This window comes from Neobacillus sp. 114 (assembly GCF_030127045.1).
GTDB classification, from domain to species: domain Bacteria; phylum Bacillota; class Bacilli; order Bacillales; family Cytobacillaceae; genus Neobacillus; species Neobacillus rhizophilus.
Genome location: NZ_CP126144.1, coordinates 3,687,654 through 3,710,627 on the forward strand (window position 1 = coordinate 3,687,654; position 22,974 = coordinate 3,710,627).

Annotated in this window: 15 protein-coding genes and 1 pseudogene; all 16 read right to left on the bottom strand. The window is 39.7% G+C overall.

Features of this window, described 5'->3' with window-relative positions; genetic code table 11:
• Positions 1–22: 22 nt before the first annotated feature.
• The gene (gene pglX / locus QNN06_RS17920) at positions 23–3,502 is read right to left on the bottom strand and encodes a BREX-1 system adenine-specific DNA-methyltransferase PglX (protein ID WP_284035627.1); all 3,480 of its coding nucleotides are present in this window, start codon (positions 3,500–3,502) and stop codon (positions 23–25) included.
• Between the two features lie 16 nt (positions 3,503–3,518).
• Positions 3,519–7,067, bottom strand: a complete 3,549-nt coding sequence (gene brxC / locus QNN06_RS17925) for a BREX system P-loop protein BrxC (protein ID WP_284035628.1) — start codon at positions 7,065–7,067, stop codon at positions 3,519–3,521.
• A gap of 18 nt (positions 7,068–7,085) precedes the next feature.
• Complete coding sequence (locus QNN06_RS17930; protein WP_284035629.1) at positions 7,086–7,634, bottom strand: DUF1788 domain-containing protein; 549 nt, start codon at positions 7,632–7,634, stop codon at positions 7,086–7,088.
• A gap of 5 nt (positions 7,635–7,639) precedes the next feature.
• The gene (locus QNN06_RS17935) at positions 7,640–8,236 is read right to left on the bottom strand and encodes a DUF1819 family protein (protein WP_284035630.1); all 597 of its coding nucleotides are present in this window, start codon (positions 8,234–8,236) and stop codon (positions 7,640–7,642) included.
• Between the two features lie 24 nt (positions 8,237–8,260).
• Positions 8,261–10,717, bottom strand: coding sequence for an RNA polymerase recycling motor HelD (helD, locus tag QNN06_RS17940; RefSeq protein ID WP_284035631.1), 2,457 nt, complete (start codon positions 10,715–10,717; stop codon positions 8,261–8,263).
• 331 nt (positions 10,718–11,048) lie between these two features.
• On the bottom strand, positions 11,049–13,535 hold the full coding sequence (locus QNN06_RS17945) for a pPIWI_RE module domain-containing protein (RefSeq protein ID WP_284035632.1): 2,487 nt from the start codon (positions 13,533–13,535) through the stop codon (positions 11,049–11,051).
• 2 nt (positions 13,536–13,537) lie between these two features.
• Positions 13,538–16,006 (bottom strand): hypothetical protein, encoded by a 2,469-nt coding sequence (locus QNN06_RS17950; protein ID WP_284035633.1) that lies wholly within the window; start codon positions 16,004–16,006, stop codon positions 13,538–13,540.
• Entirely contained in the window at positions 15,991–16,623 is a 633-nt protein-coding gene (locus QNN06_RS17955) for a pPIWI_RE_Z domain-containing protein (protein ID WP_284035634.1), read from the bottom strand. Before QNN06_RS17955 ends, QNN06_RS17950 begins: the two co-directional genes overlap by 16 nt.
• Entirely contained in the window at positions 16,608–17,648 is a 1,041-nt protein-coding gene (locus QNN06_RS17960) for a restriction endonuclease-related protein (protein ID WP_284035635.1), read from the bottom strand. The genes QNN06_RS17955 and QNN06_RS17960 overlap by 16 nt, the downstream gene beginning before the upstream one ends.
• Positions 17,649–17,668: 20 nt before the next feature.
• On the bottom strand, positions 17,669–18,622 hold the full coding sequence (locus tag QNN06_RS17965) for a helix-turn-helix transcriptional regulator (protein ID WP_284035636.1): 954 nt from the start codon (positions 18,620–18,622) through the stop codon (positions 17,669–17,671).
• Between the two features lie 207 nt (positions 18,623–18,829).
• Positions 18,830–19,150 carry a thermonuclease family protein gene (locus QNN06_RS17970; RefSeq protein WP_284035637.1) on the bottom strand — a complete coding sequence of 107 codons (321 nt, stop codon included), beginning with the start codon at positions 19,148–19,150 and terminating at the stop codon, positions 18,830–18,832.
• Positions 19,116–19,421: a hypothetical protein gene (locus QNN06_RS17975; protein ID WP_284035638.1), complete on the bottom strand. Its 306-nt coding sequence runs from the start codon at positions 19,419–19,421 to the stop codon at positions 19,116–19,118. Before QNN06_RS17975 ends, QNN06_RS17970 begins: the two co-directional genes overlap by 35 nt.
• Positions 19,422–19,493: 72 nt before the next feature.
• On the bottom strand, positions 19,494–19,913 hold the full coding sequence (locus tag QNN06_RS17980) for a hypothetical protein (RefSeq protein WP_284035639.1): 420 nt from the start codon (positions 19,911–19,913) through the stop codon (positions 19,494–19,496).
• A 373-nt stretch (positions 19,914–20,286) separates the two neighbouring features.
• Positions 20,287–21,692: pseudogene (dnaB, locus tag QNN06_RS17985) on the bottom strand (replicative DNA helicase).
• A complete protein-coding gene (locus QNN06_RS17995) occupies positions 21,595–21,918 on the bottom strand; it encodes a replicative helicase loader/inhibitor (RefSeq protein ID WP_284035641.1) in 324 nt (107 codons plus the stop codon). Before QNN06_RS17995 ends, dnaB begins: the two are co-directional and overlap by 98 nt.
• Entirely contained in the window at positions 21,911–22,693 is a 783-nt protein-coding gene (locus QNN06_RS18000; RefSeq protein ID WP_284035642.1) for a conserved phage C-terminal domain-containing protein, read from the bottom strand. The genes QNN06_RS17995 and QNN06_RS18000 overlap by 8 nt, the downstream gene beginning before the upstream one ends.
• Positions 22,694–22,974: the final 281 nt, after the last annotated feature.

Consider the following 22,974-nt stretch of genomic DNA (forward strand, 5'->3'; position numbering starts at 1 on the left):
GGTTAAGGTTTTCCCCTAACCTCTAATTAATCTTTGCCAATACCGTGCTTAACTGTTCATAGTTCACTACTACCCCATCATCTAAATCTAAAGCAATCCGCTGATTCGCAAGCTCTGCCAGTTTCTTGTCGAAATCGATAAGCTCTTCCTGCTGGGATTTGATAGTGGTCAGTTGTTTATCAAAGCGCTTCTTCATTGCAGCTGATAAATCTGGGTTTATTAAGTCCTGCTCCAGGCGTTTTTGCTCCTGCTGTAACTTTTCCTGTAAGTTTTGTATATAAGAGAAACGCATGGTTGCCAGCGTCTCTGCCGTATAACGGTGAAGATAAAATAACGCCCGGAATCCTTTTTTATTCCCTGACTCGGCCAGCCAGTATATCGGACGTTTTTGATAAGTTTTGCAGTGATCGGCATAAAATTCATCGAAGAAATAACGGCGCAGTCGCTCAACTGGCGTCTCATTCGCTTTCATGGTCAGCGACTCAGCTAGCCAGCGAAGATTCTCCGCCAATGTATCTTGACCGAAAAGAATCACCAACAACTCCTGAAGCCTCGTAATCACGTCGTCTTCAAAATACTCCGTATCCGTCAGTGGAATGATTCCGTCTGAATCCGGCTGGAAGGTTTTGTATTTGCTTGCATCCCACTCCCCGCCGGCATAAGACAGGCCTTCCACATCCAAAGAATAGCGGCCCATCATTAAGCCAAGGCAGTAGGATAAGAAAGATTTCGCATCACGTTCACGGTTTGCTAGTCTTATTGTAACCTCGTCATTCAAAACTTCCGGCGTTAGTTCTTCTTGTAGTTCATATAATTCGATAAATATTTTATTTAACTCAGTTTCATTTTGCTGCAGTTGAATAAATTGATTTTTTAAAAATTCATCCCAACTGGTATGTCGATTCTCTAAAGTAACCCCGTTTTTATTATTAATTAAATACGGATGTTTTTTGTAATTCCACGAAATTTCATAAGAGTCCCATTCGATACGAGAAATATTTATATTTTCAGATACAATTTTTTTAATAGTATCATTATTTTTTTCACTTAAATTCACAGGTATACTTCTAATATGGCCTACCTCATATTGGAGGGTCTGACTTACGAATTCCAAAAGATAAGTTGCGACTTTTGATGATAAAAATCCTAATAAATATAAAGTCTCAGAATAACCTTCTGGAAATATTGCCGATCCACCGTTTATCAAAACTATTCCTTCTGGTAAATATCTTGCTCCAAAATTGTTTGAACTTATTGCGGACCAATTAATCCCTTCCTTTAGGTTATACGCAACATTCCGTACAGTTGATCCTTCGAAGCTTTTTATCTCTTTACCATTATCCTTATAATTTACTAACAACCATAGATTTCCGTACCACTTCCTAAATTCTCCACCTTTTACACACGGATACCACTTTTTATCAAGAAACTGGTTTGTACTTACTTTTAATGTAGAATTATTTATATCAACCTCTGACCAAAATCTTAAAAATCGCTCGTTATCCCCAGTAGTCGTTCCTAAACAAGCTGTATATTGATCACCTAATTTAGGTAACTTTTTATAAAGGTTTCTTACCTTATTAGATGCCCAGTAAGAAATGGGAGCACCAGAAATATAATGATAATCAATTTGTGAAATTTTATATTCACATTCCTTGTTAAGGAATGCATTTTCCTTTTTACTGGAACTTTTAAAGTCCACAAGTCTATAATATTTGGCAACGAAATTTTCTAAAAATAAATTTCGTAAAATAAAACTTGTACTTTGTACAACCTCTCCGCCTATATCTTCAAAAGCTCTTGTCCCTAAATGTATCATATTATAAATAGTAAAAGATTTTATTACTTTGCGTCTTAAATCTTCATAGCTTTTTAAAAACATCCATGAATGTTGATTAATACAACCAATAAATCCTTCACTTTTAGCAAAATATGCACATCTCTCCATAAAAACTGTGAATAGGTCTGACTTTGAATTTGGATAGAATTTCTTAGTGTAATTATTTAAAGAGTTGTTCATCCCTTTTGCATTCATATAAGGTGGATTAGTAATTACTATGTCGAATTTTGAACTTAAAACTTTTGCTTGTTTAAAAATATCATTAATTAGAGATAGTTGATCAAAAACTTCAAATGACTCTAGGGTTTGCTCCCCTTCTTTTTCAAGTTCAAAAACCTTAAGAATTATTTTATCGATATTTAATTTTTCAGGACGAAGTATAGAACCATAATTTTTTGCATCAATAAATGAATTCATTATATATTTAATGTTAGACTCTTCCTCATCTGTTTCCCCGATTAATTTTGCTGCTTCTTCAATAACAACACTATTAGATTCTCGGATAGAAAAAATATTTAATTTAGGTGGATTCCTAAATATCCTTTTAGTTTTTCCCCGCGCTTTCATTAATAGTGCAAATGAAGCTAACTGGGCAGCTCGGTCATCGATGTCAATTCCAAACAAATTTTTTTCAATAATTAATGATGGAATTTCTTTTGATGAATATCCACGTTCCTCATAAATCTTATATAATAAATCAAATGCATATATCAAGATATGACCTGATCCACAGGCTGGGTCAAGGATTGTTATTTCCTCAGGTATTAAGTTCGGATTTCTTAGTAGTTCTAGTTTAGCCTGGACATCTGGAACTTGACCTGCGGATTCAACAAAATATTTCATTTCTTTTTTTATACCAGACTCTGGATGAGATTCTAACCACATTTGCCCTAGTGAGTTTTCTACCATATATCGAACTATCCAATGAGGGGTAAACAATTGTGTTGCAGCTGGAATATTTTCTTTGGTGATTTTTTGATTTTTCTTTAATCCGGCAAATACTTCATCTTTCTTTTCAGATATATAATATTGATACAACCATCCAATGACTTCTACATGTTCGAAGTTTTCATCTTCTAAATCTTTTCCAAGCTTATTTATTAACGAATCCGCATGTAATAACGATTCAGGTAGCAATAACTCCGTAAAATCCTCCACTTTTTCAAATAAAAATGGCATGATTTCGCTTAATTCATTGCATTGTGCAACTAACAGCTTATGGAACGCTTCTTCGCGTTTCCCTTGAGCTAATAAGGCAGAAACTTCCTCCTTATTTACGGGTAAGTCAGTGTATTGATATTCAGTTAAAATATCCGGATCGACTTTTCCTTTGGTTTCGCTTGATAGAATCCGGACTTTCGAAGGAAGATAGTTGTTGACCTCCATAAAGCGGATTGCGATTAAGCGATTAAACCATGTATAAGCAACTTCTTCAAGAACAGGATCGTAGCCCTTTGCCTCAATTTCTATCAAAAGCTTTTGGATCCCTTTCTTATAGGAGAGAGGAAATTTCTTATTATTTATTTCGACGTAATCCGTACCTGCAACAAGCACAGGAGAGCCTTTGGGGGTAATCCCAAAGGCTTGTGCTCGTAATGCGATTTGATTTCGAAGCTCGTTACGTGCATACACGGCAAATTCTTTTAAAGCCTTTTTATTCATCGCATTAAGTTCTCCTTTATTTCTTTATAATGACTTTCCCATGAGCCAATTGGGCTCGTAATTCTTTCTCCAGCTTTTTCAACCAGTCCATCAGGTCTTGTTCGTTCCTTACCTCATATTGTCCGGTCGGCAGGGCAGCGGACATCAACTGTGCTGCGGTTACCTCTACTGGTTCGATTGGGGAAATGGGCGGAGTAACCCTTGTATATTCTTCATACATTTCCCGTACTTTCTCTTCCAAACGTCGATAGTCGTTATTGGCCATTTGAGTATAGGTGTAAACCCGTGAAATGCTTTCAAGATTTTCCATCTGCTCTATACGATCCTGCAGTTCATCGAGTTTCTTCTGAACAACTGCCTTAATTTCATCGATATTCCCGTATTGCGATTGCAGGCTTTCCATATTGTTGCGGATGGCTTCCATCTGTTCAAGCTGTGTACCAATTTCTCGTTTAACAAATACGGATAGCCCGTTTTTCAATTGGTCGTTATAAATTGGCAAATTTGGAATCTGCTTGAACGGATTATCGTTTGTCAAAATAGAGATGATATTATTTTTTACTTTCTGGACTTCCGCATCGTGCTGGGCCACATCTAAATCATCATGACGTTCTTTCAGCAACCGGACACTTTCGTCAAAATGGCGAATGGCATTCCCATTGAAGAAGGAATTCAAATGCTGTACTTCTTCTAGCCATTCTTCCAAATCCTCATCTAATTCAATAAACTCATCAACTAAATTCTCCTGTTTGGAAATGGACAACAGCTCGGTAATGCTGTTCTTAATTTTTGAAAGCTTAATACCTCCCGGGTATGGGAATTGCTGATCCTCCCGCTGCTTGACTCGTTGCATCTCTTCAATCGGACTAACGAAATGCTGACGAACCTGTTCCCGAATGTTTTTAACGACTTCATCATAAGTATCGCCGATATCGTAGAAGTTAAAGAGCTCACGCATAAGTTCGGTTACTTCTTTTCGCAGTCTTGGTGGAAATACCGGCTGTCCCTCAACAATGACCTTTTCCCTTTCCGAGGCTTTGGTCAGACGTGCGATAAATTGCGGATGCGATACGTCAAAGCTCTCGTTTAAATAGGTTAGCTTTATTTTTTTATTAGCAGCCGCAACAAGTCCAGCAATATCATTTTCACTCCAGCCATATGGCACGGCTTTATATTTGTCTACAAGAGATTTCATCGTAATCATTTGACGGTGGCGGCTTTCTTCCAGGAACCGGATCAGCGTTTCAAACGCTAAATGATTGGCAAATGTGCCATCAAGTCTGCCTGGAAGTCCTTTTGTCGCCCATTCATAAATAACGTCGTTCGCATTTTTCACTGGTACCGGTTCATCGATATAGCCTAAATAGCTATATGTGTTACGAACCAAGATTTCAAAAGCGCTTTGCAGCTGGTTTTCCAATGACCCCTTGAATTCATAGTCCTGCCCCTGGATAAAATATTTGGCATGGGCAGCCGCTTCCTCAAGTGCCTCTTTCGCCTTTTTTTCAAACTCGCTGATTTGCTGGCGTTTTTCCTCGAGGATTCTCTTCTGCTTTTCAGTTAAGCTCGTGGAAATCTTCTTATTGGCATAAGTCTGAATTTTCTGGGCGTATTGCATCGGCTCAAAGAACTTTTCTGCATACTCCTCCGGTATATACATAATCATCATTCCCGAGTTTGCATCGGCACGGGCCTGCTCCTCGGAAATTTCACCAGTATACACCTGCAGGGTCAGGGCGTTCGTTCGGCCACCGCGATTATACGTATCGAACGCTTTATTAAATTCAAAATCATGTGTCTTTTGATAACGATAGGAACGTAACTGAACAACCTCTTCAAAAAATACTCTTCCGAGCACATCAGTGACATTCGCCTCATTCACATGCTCATTTTGAATTTCTCGGTTAATCTCTTGCTCATCATCACTTAAGAAAACAAAGGTCCGGTCGGCATTTTCCGCAATCAATAATTGCTGGCGCAATCGGATAAGTGACCTTGTCACCTGTTTTTCCAGCTCGTTTTTAATGCAATCGACACTGTCCACAAGGAGCGTGGTGATGTTCTCCACGGTCGCTTTGATTTCATCGATGCCCTTAATCATAAATAATACTTTTAATACTTCAATATCGAAGTCAGTAATGCCTTCTCTTCTCCCGGCTTCGCTAATCGTGGAAGACACACCGGTGCTTAAAAACCGTTTAACCGTTTCGTAAAATTGCGAGAAACGGGCAAGCTGGTTTGTGTCCTCATTCATCAGTTGGATAGCTACTTCCTGAAACGCATTCAACAGGGAGCGTTCCCCTTGCGAAAGGTGGGCACCCGCTTCCCCTTGGCGACGCACTTTATTAAAGACGCGCTGCAATAGTTCAACCTGATAAGGGACAAACGGATAAATAGCCGCATAATCATCAGCATTTTTATAGCCGTTCGGCAGAACTGATTTGTCTTTTTCGAATGTTAAGGTATTATTTAAGCTCTGACCAACCTGATCGAAGTCGATTTTTAAACGGTCTTCCGTCGCCGGCGTTTTTTCTAATAAACGACGTTTGATGACTTCATCTGTATTCGAACTGGTCAGGTGGATTTTCGTTGCAAACCGGCCTTGAATTTTGGAGAAATTCTCTGTTCCCTTCAATTTCGTTACCGCATCGATTTGCTCCTGCGAAGTGACGATGACCCAAACCTTCCCCTGACAATAATTCCCTAAATCCTCAGTAATTGTTTGAAGATTTAACATTAAATCGGAATCATCTCCGATATACTGGCCAATTTCATCGACTAAAAAGGTGAGACGGTAATTTTCCTCTTGGCTTTTCACGTGCTGGGCCACGAGCTGGGCAAATTCATCGGAACTTATATTGAAATTCTTATTTGCAGCGTTAAGGACAGCTTCTGCCGTATCCTTTGTATAGCCTAATTGAGAAAGGGCTTCAACAAACGATTTTTTCTTAAATAAAACACGTGCCCGGCTGTCAGCCCATTTCGTGCGATCGATTTCTTCAAAGCACTCGACAAATTGTTGGTAAACACCCTCTTCTGCCAGCTGCCGTTCCAGGTTGGCAATCCATGGCGTGGAGGAAAATCCCAAATATTCGTTGAACACCTTTAAGAAAACTTCAACAATGGTCGCTTTCTCTTTTTTGCCACTTGCTGATTTGGAATCGACATTAAACAAAATCGCATGGCTGTCAAAGTTAGCGGATTGTTGAAGGATTTGCAGCAGCTCTAGGTCCTCTGTCTTTTCTTTGAAAAAGTCAACCGCCCTTTTTCCATAAACTGTTTCGTTATTTAACAAGTAAGACAATATTTTGAGAAAGTGTGATTTACCGGAACCAAAGAAGCCAGAAATCCACACACCCATTTTAGTGGTTTGATGTTCAAAGCTATAAGCATAATTCTTAAAGAAATAAGCCATATTTTCGCTTATTTCTTTGGTCATGACGTACTCTTCTAATTCTTCTTCAATAACCCGTTCATCCCGCTGTCCAGCTTGGACAACCCCCTGAATTTCACGGTCAATTTTTTTCTTAAACAATTCTTTAATCGTAAAAGAGTCCTGTAACATACTTTTCCCCCTCCATATCTAAATAGAAAATGCCCGGTAATATCCATTAGATTCAAAACGATTGAATAGGCTTAATCCCTGCCCGGTATACTCTCCTGGATAAAATACGATAATAGGTGTACTCGTTACCCGTGCGTGGAGCTGATTTAAGAGTTCATGGGTACTCACCAACGTAAAAACACTGCCAACCCCCATAATAAATATCATTTGGGCATCTTCAGCCGCTTCGGCAATCCGTTCCACCAACTGTTCTTCCTCTATCGAAGGGCGGATGGCATCAAATAATTCTGCCGTCCCCTGTTCGGCTTCAAATTGCTTTAACCCCTCAAGGCCACCGATATCCACAAAAAGGTCGATGATTAACTCGAACAGGTTTAAAACTTTAATGTTAAGAGTCAATTTATCTTGATAGTATTTAATTGAATTTCTTACCATTAATTCATAAGCTGGATTGTAGTCAAATACAAAATACGGCACCTCGTTGCCTAAACCGCGCATTTTTTTAAAGTCTTCCTTCTGGATTTCCTCAAAAAACCGATTCAATTTCTGTTGAATTTCCACTTCCATCACCGTCAATCGTTTAATGTTAAAAGAATCATGTCTTTATATTGGGAATGCCGTTCCACATACTCCGTTAATTCCTTACTTAAAGGAATTGGCTTGATTTCAAACTCTTTCTCTTTTTTCACGAGCAACTCCGCATCTACCAATATTTTCAGCGTGACCTGCTTTAGCTTATTCTTTGTTTTCTCTGTCCAGTTTCGAACCTCATCGTACTGCTGACCTTTTTCCTCAAAAAAAGTATGCACATTTCCATCTGAAATGAAGTTTTTATATCGTTTCAGATTATAATGGACCACTTCTAGGACAAAATCATGCGGAAACCTGAAGCCTTTCAAAAAGGCATATAGTAATATAGCATTAGTATTAGATCTTGAGCCGCTTAACAGGATTTCCCGCAACCGGTCATCCAATTTTTCCGACCGTTTATAAACCCGAGGGAATAGATCCTTGATTGCAGCCTCACTCCGGCAATGAAATAAATTTTCATCAAAGACTTGCTTTTTAATGTCTAATTTTGAAAGTCCCCTTAACTGCAGATTTGAGACGATTTTTACTTCGTTTCTATATAGATGCTCGGCTGTAAACCCACCGGAATAAATTTTCATTTTCGTATCACAATCCTTACATTTCTACTCTTTTAGGCTCCTCTTCAATTCTGCCCAACGATGCCATACATTTAACCATGCGTAGAAATCCTGGCTGCGCTCCCGGTCATCTTCAAAGGCCTCCATCACTAATTCTTCCTCTTCATCATCAAACAATCTTAATGTTTCTTCTTTAGCGACAACCTTCATTTTTTCAACCTGCGGCACGGTGTTTGGATTAGTAATATCAGTAACCAGCCAATCCTCAAATGATTTTCGTGGCCTCGGCGGTGCATTTGGGTCACGGTCCTCGAGCAGCACAGACAAGCTACCGCGGTAGAACATGTGCAATTCGTGGTGGGCACGGGTTATCGACATATATAGTAATTTCGCATGCTGTGTTTCATCCTTGAACGTTTCAGCACTCACATCATGCATGATCACCGCATCAAACTCCAGTCCTTTTACTAAATAGGAAGGAATAATCACAATCTTTTCATGCAGCTCCTGTTTTCCCTCGGAAATTAATTGGAGGCTCCCAACGTTCCTACGTTTTAGTTGATCAAATGTGTCAATGGCATCCTGCATAGTTTGAGTTAAAATCGCAATCGTTTTATGGCCCTTTTCCTCAAACTGATTGATAGATTGTTTCATTTCATCATACAGTTCGCCGATACTAGCTACATTTTTAATAGAAGGAATGGCACCAGGGCGATTGACCGGTATAACTAACGGGAAATCGTACTGGCTATTTAATAATACCCTGTTAGCCATGTCCATGATTTGTCGTGTGGATCGATAGCTCGTTTGCAGGTGCAGACGCTTATATTCTTTTTCCTTAAACACATATGATTCGATCTCCTCCCACCGATCCAATCCATAGAAAGAGAAGATCCCCTGGCCGATATCTCCGAGAATGGTCATTGATTTCGCATAATCCTTAAGGAACGCAAGTTGAAATGGACTGTAATCCTGGGCTTCATCGATAAAGATGTGTTCATAGGATAATTTTTTTCCATTAATTTTCGCATGTAAATAAATAAGCGGTGTAATGTCTTCATAGGTAAATTTCTCTTGCTTCACCTGCCGCCCGCTTTTCAACATGAGACTTAACAATTCCTCGTCTAAATCACGATGGAATTTTTCAAATACTTTCTTTTGGAAAACAGACTTGTACATTAACAAAGCCGGAATGTCTTCCATCTTCTTCACGTATAATGATATTTCATGTTCTAGTTTATCCTCAAACAATTTAACACGGAGCTTTTTAGCATTTTCCAATGCCTCATAAACGGCTTTTCGAACTTCCCCTTCCGGAAGGGTTACCACCCAGCGGCGATACGAATCTTCGAATTCATCATCAATCCGGGCCTTCACCTTTCTAAACTCCGACTTACTCCAATTGAGGATAAAGTCCTTAACTTCCTTCATGCGCATATTTAGCGGGAAGGATTCCTTTGATTTATAAAATTGGTCGATATTCTGTTTCGCCAGACTCACGTCTTGATCAATAAAGATATCACCGTGTGGCAGCATTGTAATCCCTATATATTCAACAAAGTCATCTAGCATCTTTTTAAACCGAAGTGAACCTTTATACTTTGAAACCTTAATGTGGTCTTCTTTGTCCGGTGAACTTTGTACCATTACGTATTGCTCATGAAGGTCGGAAATATCATTCACATCTGTAAAATAAGTAGAAGCCCAATCGTAAAAAGTCCGCTGCTCAATTCCTTCAATTTCAATTTCCGGAACAACTTCACGGATATAGGATAGGAAGATTTCGTTCGGAGCCAAAATCAAAATATCCTGCGGACGAATTTGTTCATGATATTGGTATAGCAAATAAGAAATTCTGTGGAGCGCAATAGTTGACTTCCCGCTCCCGGCAGCCCCCTGAACAATTATTGTGTCCTTTAGTGGTAGCCGGATGATTTCATCCTGTTCAGCCTGGATGCTGGCAATAATATCCCGGAGCTGGTGAGCATCCCCAGTATTAGTGAGGATTTCTCTTAGATAGTCATCCATGTACTTGACTTGCTTGCCTTCCTCATCCTCGACAATTTCGCTTTTGCCAATATCATTGACGGTTACCACTTTACCGTCTTTCACGATAATTCCCCGCTTGCCATGAATAGTGATTGGCTGTGCATTTTTTCCTAATGTAAAGTTGGATTGAACTCCTTGATAGGCATTGTAAAGCTTGCCTAAATCCGTCCTCCAATCGACAACGACAATCTCACCGTCGTCGTCAATCCCTTTTTTCCCTATGTAGACCTTTTCGCGGTCATAATCATCCTCGAATTCGAGCCTGCCGAAATAAGGGTTTTTCCGGGCTTCTTGAAGCTGTCGGTTCTTTTGGGTGTTACGTTCTTTAAGCTGTGCCTCTACCTGTGAAGTCACCTGCCTTTTTAGTGATTCATCTGTTTTATGTATGATTTTATCAATTACCTGAAGTGTCTGATCTAAATGTCTTTGCTCTTCTTTAACAGCTTGAGTCATTTTTTCATCATCACCTTACACCTTATTCTACTATAATTACAGACTAATTGATGGCTGGCAATAGTTGTAATTGTAAATGTTTGCATGGTTGTTAAATTCATTTTACCATTTTTGGGGAGTTGAAGGTTACCAAAAATGGTAAATGTGGCCTACAGTTAGATTATTAGTTTATTTTTTAGATCCGTTTCTATTATAACACCTTCAAAAGCTAGTTATTGGGCATCATTCTACTAATTTAACTGTATTTTTAGCCACAAAAAAGGTGAATTAGGAAACTAAAATAGCAAAAAGCACCTAGATTGGTGCCTTTTCCTCTTGATAAAGATTAATGTTATTCACTAAATGAAATGGCAAATTGTGCATTTTCATCTTCATAAATCCACTCCTCAAAAACATCCGGGTCATTGTCTTCATATTCATCCACCAACACCGTCATATATTTCTTGATTGACTTCATAATATCCAGTGGATAAGGCAGAATCGTGTGAAAAGGATAAGCGATGTTCAGTTTCCGCATATGATGCGTTAATGTTGCCAAAAGGTCCCGTTCTTCTTGATTCGCAGTTCCAAGAGGAATGAATTCAACGGGACGTTGGTGAAGTATTTGCTCACCTGGGTATTCAAATTTTTGCTTGCGTAATGGCGATTGCATGTTATCAGGTCTTTGACCTATAGAATAGTAAATACCTGCTGTGTCTTTAAACAACCCTTTATTTCTATTTTCCTTTACAATACCTTTAGGATTGATTCGGTATTGTGAAACGTCATCTGTCGTATTTACCCTAATTACCCTAATCCTCTCGGTGGCGTCGGGATGTTCCAGTGTAAATGGCAACTTGTGATAATCAAGCAATGGGTTTGTCAATTCTGCCCATTTTTGATTTCTTAATTTTGCATCTAGCAAGATCACAATATCAGATTCAGATTCAACCAAGCAGTTTTCTATTGCTCGTTTAAAGAACGACATATATCTCTTATATGAATCATTCTGTTTTTTTGCCCTATCTAGTAAGGAAGATAAGGTTAATTTCCCAGATGCAAGCAATGCTTCATTAACGGATAACCACTCATTTTTGCCAAAAAGTCTTATTTTGACTTCATTCTGATGAAATCTAGTTACAACAGGAAGAAAAACTTCCTTTTTGCGCCCCTTTGGGGTTCCTTTAATCATTCCGAGTCCTAAATAGATTGTATCTTCGTTTAAATTACTGGCTCTTGCCGGGAGAAATCCATGATCCATTAATAGGTCAAAAAAACTGTTCACAATCCTAGATTTGGCTTTATCTTCACCTTCCTCATGTTCTAACGGATAGATAAATTGTGATACCCTGCCGGCAAAGGCCAAACCATCTCTGTCAGCTTTTTTCGGGTCTGTACCAGATTCATAATTCTCCTTTAATCCGATTTCTACTAACGACATTGTCGGCAAGTCATTCCCCGTTTCAGACGCTGCCATTTTCTCTATCCATCTTACTCGCTTGTCATATGCTTTACTGTCTTGACCTGAATCAAGTGCTTCAGCAAGCTTTCCTGTATGGCGGGAGACAAATTCCAAATTTATGGCAGGCTCTGCATTTAACCGATAGGTGCCATCAACATTTTCAAAAATAATTTCTTGTAGTAAATAAGTATTAATTGCCTGATGGTAAAAATCCTCTTCACCCCAAATCTCAAGTCTAAGAATACTTCCAGGAGCGAATGAGTGCCGTAACGGGAATCGCTCATTTCCTATCGAATCATTACGACTCAAAATATTGGTACACGGTTTTAGTGGGCTTAATTCTTCAAATATATCCTTTACAAGATCGAACAACGCCCATTTCTCAGGCAAGCCAATCCCATTGACAACTTTGCTAAGATTATATTTCGATGTAAATATCAAGTCGCTGTAGACCGCAAATGCCGATGGATTAGTACTTTCCATAAATACCATTGGATCTTTTATTACTTGTTCCGGTTGGAATGGACATCCTAAAAGATCAGCAAACAAGGCATCAGTGCCTTCTGCCCAGGCAACCTGTCCAGATTGTTTTTTATATTTTAATTGTGCATAAGACAATGGTTGCAAACAATCGCTAGTAAAAGGGTCTTTTATTGAAATTAATATCGATCCCTTCCGCTTGTAATGGACATCATTTAGTTTCTTAATACCTCTTTGTAAGATTCTACGGATACAAAAGCTTACATTTAAGATGGATGGTTCCGGCAATCCGCCCCTTGTTTTAAGTGAGAAACGAATCACATAGGAAAATGCTCCGCTTTTCTCCTTATTCTTTACTGGTTTAGACATGCACTCATGATTCCCGTTAAAGTAAACATGATGGAAAATTAGATTCCTATTGGTTCCGTTTGATAGTTTTAAATTACGGGGCTCCGAAGCAAATTTTCTAGCCATTAGCCCCGGAATCCAGCCATACTTCCATTCGTCCTTTTTATACTCTTTATATAAATCACCCATTCTAGACGACTGCCAAATTAGAGGTGAATTTTGAATTTCAAATGGCAGCTCCTTAACAGTGCAATCATTTTCTTTCGCAAACCAGTTTAAGCAAATTAACTTGATAATTTCAGAATCTACCTTTTTATCGGCAAGCAGCCACGGTTCATTCGCTTTCCAACTCACGTGAAAAATAGTTGAAAAAACTCCTTGAAGCTTCTTCCCTAAATTTTTCGGTTTCCATTTTAATTTGTAGTCGTCCTTATCAATTTCCAGGAAATTTCTCCAGCTAACAGGGAAATGTAAATAAAAAACTTCTTCGGTTTCAAAAACAGTTGTGTCTACCTCAAAACTAAATAACTCCATTACATCATTTGCCATGTCTAAAAAACACCCACTTTGTTAATAGTTCCTATGCTTCTGGAAAACGGACCGTACAGACTTGCAAATAACGGATCATTTTCACTTTCTGACATAATTTTCTCCCAGTACTCCAGCAATGAAGGTTTTCCATTTGGTTTTTCCATGTATTTAGCATCACAATAAAACACGTGAGCATCCTTGCCGCCACGAAGCAGTCGGCCAATTAGCTGCCAAGTTGGGATAAAGGTAAACCAGGCGAGAACTGTTCTTTCTTGGTTGGTAAGGATTGACCAATAATCAGGCTTACGGTACATGTCCTCAAACTTCCCCCTACTTTTTTTCCTTATTTTCCGCATTGCCTCCGCATAGGTTAGGTTATTATTTGCAATCTCTTCAAAGTAGAGAGGCAAGTTCCCGTGCAGGATTTGCACAAAATAACTAAGATCATTGGGAACCGGATATGGTCTAATTAAGAAAAATGCTGAGCCAAATAAAGCACCATTTCCATATTTATCCATTATGTTATACCCGCGGCTGATTGCGAGCATAGGGGCAACTAAAATATCGGCATTCTCTAATGCAAATTGCTCCACCCTAGACCGCGGAAACCAAATTTCATTTTTCTTATCTTTTTGTGATAATAGCCGGTATCTTCCTTTCCATTCTGGAAACTGTTCCAAAGCAGCCCCCACTATTTCTACATCATCATAGGAATTGACGACTAATAGGACCTTCCTCTCTTCCTCTATTTCCTTCCAATAATGGAGTTCAGCTCGAATTTTTGAAACAATTTCTTTGATAATCACTTGCAAATTGCTATGCCTTCTCCCTTGTTGCTGAACTCCTGATACCGGTATTAACTTCTCTCCGTTTTCAGGATCCCTAATTTCTATAAAATCTTGGGTCAACCTTGATGGTTTTCGTGAAGATTGAATAAACCATTGCGGTTCCACCTCGATATGGTAGTGAAGTGATTTTGGTGCATAACTTGTTCCCGAAAGGAGGATGACCGTAGGACCTTTCTTCCCATCCGCTGCTTCATAGAGATAGGGCCACTCGTTTAATAATTGTCGCCCAACTGCCAAGTATTGAATGATTTTAAATTCTCCTGTCTCAATTCCATCCTTTGTTTCATAGCGGTAACCAAGCATGACCCCTGTCATCGCCTCTTTCATGAAAGGTCGAAAATCCTTTATTTGTGTTAATAATGGAATTTCTACATTACTATTTAGATAGTGTTGAACCACTGGGTAAAACTGTAGGATCCATTTCATTGCCCGTTCAATATGAGCAAGGTAGACAAAGAATTCTATCTTGCTATAGATTTGAGCTGCTTTGTTTTTTTCCGGAATACTGCCTCCCAGCTTTGTAATCCAATTATTGATTAATAACCGTTTATCCCGTTGCGATGACAGATTAATCAGTCCATGCAGTCGGTCGTCCAAATTTACAATACTAGAATAGTTGGAATTCCGTACAAACTCTCTCATTTCCTCTGCTATTTCTTCCTGTTGTTTCTCATCATCGGAAAGCTTCTGACTAATTTCAAAAATTAAATAATTCAAGTAGATTACCTTATTCATTAATGATTCTCGTAGATTGGTAGACTTCTTGATTTCAGCATAAAGGCTCCAAACAGATTCATGCAGATGGTCCAGATTTTTTCGCCATTGCGTAAGCAGATCATTATCTGCGAGTTCATAGTTCCCTTGTAAAGTATCATTTAGCTGACCGTATAATTTTTCAACCAGATGTTTTGGGTTTCCAAATGCGGAATGCTCTTCGAGAAAAGCTTCATCAAACTGTTTCTGAACTTGATCAGCTTCATCAACAAAAATGACATCCAGTAAATCATACATTGCCTCATATAGTAATCTTTCTAATGGGTCAATTGAAGCAGGCAGCCTGCTATTTAATACTGCGCCAGGAGTAGTCACCCAAACATCCGCATCCATAAGTTGGCCCCATTCCTTGTATACTCCACAGTAAGAGGTTAGCGGACATTTTTTAGGGCTTCTTTCATCCTTTTGTTTGAGCGATTTACATGGATAATGCTTAGAACCATCATTATTTAAATCTCCTGCTAATGCTTGAATGGTACAAATATCGGATAAATGAGAAAGCGATTCGTGGGCAGTAATTTCATTTAAAGAATTAATGGGGTTGCTTAATAAATAGTTTTCTAGGTGTAACCTTCGATTCCCACGCCCGACTAATGAAACTACTTTCAATCCCAATTTGCTTAAATCGCTCACTCGTTCCAAAACTTGGGCGACGTTACCCTCAAGAAGGCCAACTTTAGCCTTTTTGGTTTTTACAAGCCAATAAGTGTTCATTGTTCTAAATGTCGACTTTCCTGCAGCGAGTCCTCCGCCTATGTGTTGGACCCCTTCGTAAACAAAATTGGATTGTTTGCTTCTGGATTCCAATTTCAGTGGAGCTACCTTGTTCTGCCACTCCATTTTCCCATTACCTATAATGTTATCCATTTCCTTTGCGACTTGCATCCAATCAAAAGATAGATCAAAGGCAATAGATTTTTTTCACGATAATGCGGCAAATGAGTATTCGTAAATACCCATTGGCTTGGAATTTCACCTTGAAACTTTTGTTGAATATTATCCTTTAATCTTGTATAAGAAAATTTTCCCGCTTTAGCAAAGTCGAGATCAATAGTTTTCCTAGCCACCGGGTGTCTTAAAATATTTTCATAGTCTTCTTTACGGTTTGGATCGAATCTTGGGGTCAAAAAAGATATTACACCCTCATCCGTTCTTTCTATTAATCTGTAAATTGATGGAAGTTCAAAATAGTCCTCCAATTCCCTTTCCCAGTGGGATTGCCCAGTAAATTGCGAAAAGATGATTCTTAAACGGGAGAGTATACTTTTATCGGCTCCTAATGGCACAACCGGTTCATCGTAACCAGTAAATATTGACCATGCTTCTTCCAATTTTAGATTTTTGTCTATGAGATGGCATCCTACTGCCATTAGTTCGACATTGATAATCGTGTCCGTCCAATCTTCTATGTCTTGTATCTTTTTTAATCGTTTTTTTATTGGAGCTGTTAACTCATGAGCCGTTTTCCTCATTTTAGCCTCCATTCAGCCTCTTTGATGGCTTGTTTTTCTGATACTACTTTAAAAAGTGTGTTCTCATTATTTTTTAGGAGCGATTTAACGGTTTCTATATAGCCTGGAAAGAGTTTTACCCGGTAATCGGGGATAACGTACCATAACTCATCTTCTAATTTATAAACATTCCTATTAATATATTGAGCCAGTTGAAAAGGGCTTCGATAATCCTTGACGTCCATGAGTATCCTTTTGTCATTAGCCTCTGCTAGAATGTCATATTGGTCAACATTTGGATATAAGGTAACCAATAGCCCTTTTTTTCTTAATTTTTCTGCTAGCCACATCTCAGACATACCTGGCAACAAAATGTATTTTTGAATTCCTGGAGTTAGCCTAAAGAGTTTCTGGTCCGTTTGTGGAAAATGTTCCAAATCCTTAAAATCCTTCAAGGAATGGCAGATACTTTCTTTGTTGCAACGCCAGTGACCATTTTTCCACTCCAAGGTCCAGCCGCAATGTGGACATCGCCTGTGTTGGTCCGCGTTTTCCATTTCCTCATAACAAGCGTGGAATAAATTGGCCAGTTCCACATCATTTAACTTACTTTTAAGCTCATATATTTTATAAAAGGGTATAACTGCATGTTTTGGATTTGATAAAAAAGTCCTGATTTCACGATATTTGTTATCTAAGGTCAAATCCCGACAATAGAGAAGGATTCGTTTCATAACCGATTGTTCATATTCATCGGGAGATTGGAAGTCTTCAAGAAAATCTTCTGCTTCGATGGTGACCCCTATCTCTTTATCCAGCAGACTTGCATCTGGGGGAAATAAATTTTGCATGTTGGGGATTCCCCATTTACCTGATGGCCGCTCCAACAACCTTATAAAGTTAGGCAGGACGATTGGCGGCTCCACTCCTGTTTTGGCACACTCTCTGATAAATAACCGCTGCCCTTGGTGTACTTTTTCGGGGACTGTTTCTTTATTTTCTTCCCATTTTTTTAATCCCGATATTAAAAGAAAAAGCAGCTTGTAGGGTCCTTCCATAGTAAATTCCTCCATATGTATTATTTATAGATATTTGTCCATCTTAGTGACTTTTCTATCATCTCAGTCCGAACTTCTCTTGGTTCGATAATCTCTGCATCCGGACCAAATTGCATAATCCATTTTATGATCTCACGTTCGTCATTTACGGTAACCTCAAATAGCAGGCTTCCATCGTGGAGGTCAGTTAATTTTGGTGTTACATTAAATTCTTCTTCCTTAACATAACGAGCAACATCTTTACTAAACTTCACCTTAAACCGAATCAGTTTTTCTCCACGGAGAATTGACCATGTGTTCTGCAAATACTTTTCCAAGTTTATATCGTCTTTTGTAAACTTTTGATTCAATACCTTAACATTATGGAACCTACTTAGACGGAATGTGCGAATTTCATTACTCTTATGGTCGTACCCAATAATGTACAATCGGTCCTTTCGCGGCGTTAAAAAGTATGGATCAATCTTCCTCGTTGTCGTTTTATTTCTGCTCTGAGTATGGTAGGTTGCCTCAATTGTACGAGATGACAAGACGGCATCACTAAATAGAGGTAACAGGTCGTTTTCTGTTGATGTTGTAGATGGCTTCTTCCCACTCTGAATTACCCTTGATATATCTGAAAGTAATGTTTTTCTTTCTACTTGTTCAGCAATATGAGTAGCCATTACTTTTTCATAGGCGGATATAAAAGCCTTGGTCTTGTACTTTTCACTTAGTAAAGCGGGGAGTAATGTAAATGCTTTTAGTTCTTCCTCATCCCAATTCAAAGGATACTGTTTAAAATTTCCAATAAACCTATAACCTTTACTATGGCCTTCGTTGGTTAGAGGAATATTCGCTGCACTTAGCACCTCTAAGTCCCGATATATATTTCTCTCGGAAGTTTCGCAGATTTCGGCCAATTCCCTAGCCTTTATCCCTGGAGAGGCTTGAATTTTATTAATAATTGTCAATAATCGAATTAAGCGTTCCACAGATTACGCCTCCGTTTTGCCAGCTTATTACCTAAACTTGCATTTATTGTAACACATGTTTATGACAACATATTGTCACGGAACATTTGTTTTGCAACTAAAAAAACTTGGTTAAAAAGCTTAACCAAGTTCCTACAAAGTTCCGTATTTAAAAAACCCTTTTAGCATTACCAAATTACATGCTGTATATGTCATTCCCCCCAGATACTATTCACACCCCTCAAACCCCCATTTCGTCACAAACCCACTCCGACTCCATATGTTTATTTGGATGCTTCTTGCCAGATTCTCATTGTCTTTATTTAGATTCAGATATTTATAGGGTGGATCCATAATATAGCCCACGCGTGCCAATCCTTCTTTTAACAGCGTTTTCTGAACCGACTTCCCATCGAAATAGACATAGGCCAGCAACCTCCCGTATCCATCTCTTCTATTTCCCGGCTCCACTTCCAATGTAAGTGAGCCGTTCTTGACCAGCTCGTTATTCCGTTCAAACGCTTCCTTGGCATAGGGCTGAACACACATGCCCGGCTTTTTCGATTTCGGCTGAGTCGATTAACAAATAGCGGACCGTTTCAATTTTTCCCATTAATCTTACTTTGATGGTATCGCCATCGATTGTTTCCAGTAAGGTAACAGGGACTTTGCCATCTGGCAACAATCCCACTCCTGATTGACTGTCCCCTTTCTTCTGCTGATGGTTGACACTCGGATAATTCTGTTCCGTCTCTGGAAGGTTTACCATGAACAGGGCAGCTGCTGTCAGGAAGGCCGTGCCGGCTAGTTGTTTTCGCATAACCTGTCCCCCCTAATCTCGCACCCTCGTATACTGTTGCATGCCATCATTTCCATCCGGTCACGAGATTACTTACCCTTCCTTACAAAACGAATCATATATGCTGCGTATTTTCGGGTTCGTAATCGATGCTGAAACATATGGAATCAGTGAGTGATCCATTACCCTTCTAAACTCAGGAATCCTGTCACGTTTCACTCCTTCTAGAAGCGTCCATTTCCCCCAATCCTTAATCGCAATTTCGCTAGTTTTAGGATTAAACCGGATCATCTTGTATTCCAAAGCGAATCGGTCTATTAATGCTTGAACACGTTCAATCGAAACACCCAGTTCTAGAGCCATAAGTTTTCTTGCAATTTGATAGATTCCAATACCAGTCGCATGACTATTCGTTAGCAGATAAAGATAAAAGAATCTATCTTCTACACTCATCTGTTTCGAAAAAAACGGATCTTCCCAAATTTTAATATTAATTCCTCTACGATTTCCCATACATAACACTTCCCTTTTCATTATTTTTTAAAGCTCTTTTCTAAAACATTATTGCTTTCTGAAGCTCATATGGCTCATTCTAAAAAATAGAGGGAGAAATTCCCCTTATTTAGCAAAATGGATGTAAATTAGCGGAAATAGAAGGAGGAATTTCCCTTATTTGATATTAAACCGCTAAAATCGGGAGCTTTTCATTGAATAACGGAAAATCCTCCGCTTATTTTTTACTCTTCCAAGGGGCCGAACCCATAATCCAGCTTTTTCGCAGAGTGGAGCTGATATAAACCACTACTTTTCTTGCATAACAACAAAGTTTACGAAAACAGCCTTTTTTTAAGAATTTCCGGACACTATTTGAGGCTACTACTTATGCTTAGAGATTAACGAACGCCCCATATTGCTTGTTAAACCCAAGCTCAATGGTCCCGGTGGGTCCATTGCGGTGTTTTGCCAGGATGATTTCCATCCTGTTTTTCTTCGACGATTCACTCGAATAATAATCGTCGCGGTACAAAAACGCGATCAGGTCGGCATCCTGTTCAATTTGCCCGCTTTCGCGGAGGTCTGAGAGAATCGGGTGTTTGTCATGTCTGGTTTCGACTCCCCGGCTTAGCTGCGATAGGGCGATGACGGTGACATTCAGTTCCCTCGCCATGGTCTTGAGGGCACGGCTGATTTCACTGATTTCTGCCTGGCGGTTTTGATAGTTTTTTCGATCGCCCTTCAGGAGCTGCAAATAGTCAATCACCACGAGCATCCGTCTTTGCTCCCCGTAGGCTCTGCGCGCTTTGCGGACCTTCGACCTAATATAAGCCACATCCATTCCAGCCCGGTCAAAGATATGCAGCTGCAGGTGTGACAGCTTTCCGATTCCATTGGCGAATTGTTCCCAATCCTTGTCCCCAAACGACTGTTGGGGATTCCGCATTTTGATGCTGTCGATTCGACCTGTGCATCCGGTCATTCGCTTGATCAGCTGCTTCTTGGACATTTCCAGTGAAAATATCAAGCTCACGTCCTCTTCTGCCGCTTGAAGTGCCAAACTTAGCGCGAAGGCCGTCTTTCCCATACTTGGCCGTGCCCTGATTATCATCAGGTCGGAGGCTTGAAATCCTCCTGTCAGCCTGTCCAAATCATGAAAGCCGGAGGAGATTCCTACGAGTTCGCTCTGATCCTGCTCGCACTCTACAAATAGCTCCACCAATGATGAGGTAATCTCGCCCGTATCATCGTCCGTCTGACCTTCTTCAATACTCATCAGCTCATGGATTCCATCCCTTACTGTTGTATCACTATCCTCACTGGCTGCCTGGTACATTATTTTTTCGCCAGCTGCGATCAGCTTTCGTTTTTTGTCGTACTCCTTGACCAGTTTTTCATAGGTATGGAAATTGGCAATACTTGGCACACTGCCTGTCAATTGGGCAATGTAGCTCATACCGCCCGCGTTTCGAATCTGCTCGATCCCGATTTCATCGAAAATGGTCACCAAATCTACAGCCTTCCCTTTTCAACTAGGCTGCGAATGCCTGTATAAAGGAGCCTAAGCTCCGGAATGTAAAGTTGCTCCGGAAGTAGATTACATTCTTTGACCAACTCACTATCGAGGAAAAAGGACCCGACAAATGCTTCTTCCGCTTCTTGATTATAAGGTTCAAATGGTCTCATCCTGCTACTCCCTTTAGATGCCCAATAGCTTTCTGATATTGGCCAGTTCTTTTTGCATGACATCGCTATTTGCAGGCACATAATGACGGGTAAGGATGACCTTAGTTTCATCGGGATTCGGAACAATCCCTGGAACACTGGACTTTATGTAAAGCTCCGACACTTTCGGCGGAAACGGCGATTGCCGCACATGTTTTAACAGATTCTCCTCCACGTCCACAAACGTAAGGTCTTTTAGCGCATCGTGCCAAAGGTTTACTTTCTCTTGATCAAAATTAAACTGTTCATAAAACACCGAAATCATTTTCATTAGGGCAAACGTTTCCCGCTTAATCATCTAGATCAAAATCCTCCTCGGCTAACTCTTTTTTCCATGACTTTTGGTTGCGATAGGCCTCAAATTTCGACCCAAATAATGTTTCCGGCCGGAGATATTTGCACATGACCGGGTCCTCCAGCCATTCTGCCGCTTTTAAGTCGATCACTGCTTTAAAATCCTCCAGGGTGAACCCTTCTCTTGCCCTTGCTCGAATCAGTTCCTTTGTTTTCGGACTGCTTGGCTTGTAGGCTGCATTTGTTTTTTCATTCAGGTAGTGAATGACTTCGGCAACCGGTATTTTCTCTGCTGCTGGTGTTAGTGTTGCTTGCTGTTGTTGTACGTATTCGTCTATGTTGTCATCCAACAACTCATATAAGTCGACCTGCATGTGGTTTGGATCTGTTTCTGTTTCGGTGGTCTCATCCTCTGCCGGTTGAGGTTCCTCTGAAGGAGTCATTGGCTCCCCTTCTGTCAGTTCCTCCAACCTTTGGTAATCGATGGTATACCACTTGGTCTTATCCATTTTCGACCGATTCCAGTTCCCGGATAGCAGCAATCCTTGTTTTTCCAGCGAGTGAATCGTACGTTTAATGGTGCTTTCAGACCAGAACGGAAGCTGTCGCTGCCAATCTTTATACGTGTTGAATATCCACTTCCGGCCTTCAATGACATGTCTGCTACCATGAACCCAATAATGGATTTGCTGCAGGATGACGGCTTCGTTCAAGCCAATTTTGACTGCCAGTGATGGGATAATCATCACCGGGTTTTCGTTGATCAATAATTTACTCACCCTATTCCCCTCCTCCTTTTCAATCGCCAATGGACTGGTTCGTCGTGCTTGAAGGGCTGACCGATGCATCGGCTCAACCACTTCACCTTCTATATATCGATTAGGGCTTAAAAAGGACAGGGTAGTTTAATAATTTTTTTTTGAGTTTTTTATATTTGTAGATAGGATGTTTTTACTTGCGGACAAGCGGGTTTTATTTGCAGTTTCGTATTTGCGGGAAGAATATATATTTTTCTCTGTTGTATTCTCTGAAGTAATCTATGTGTTATTCTCTGATATTG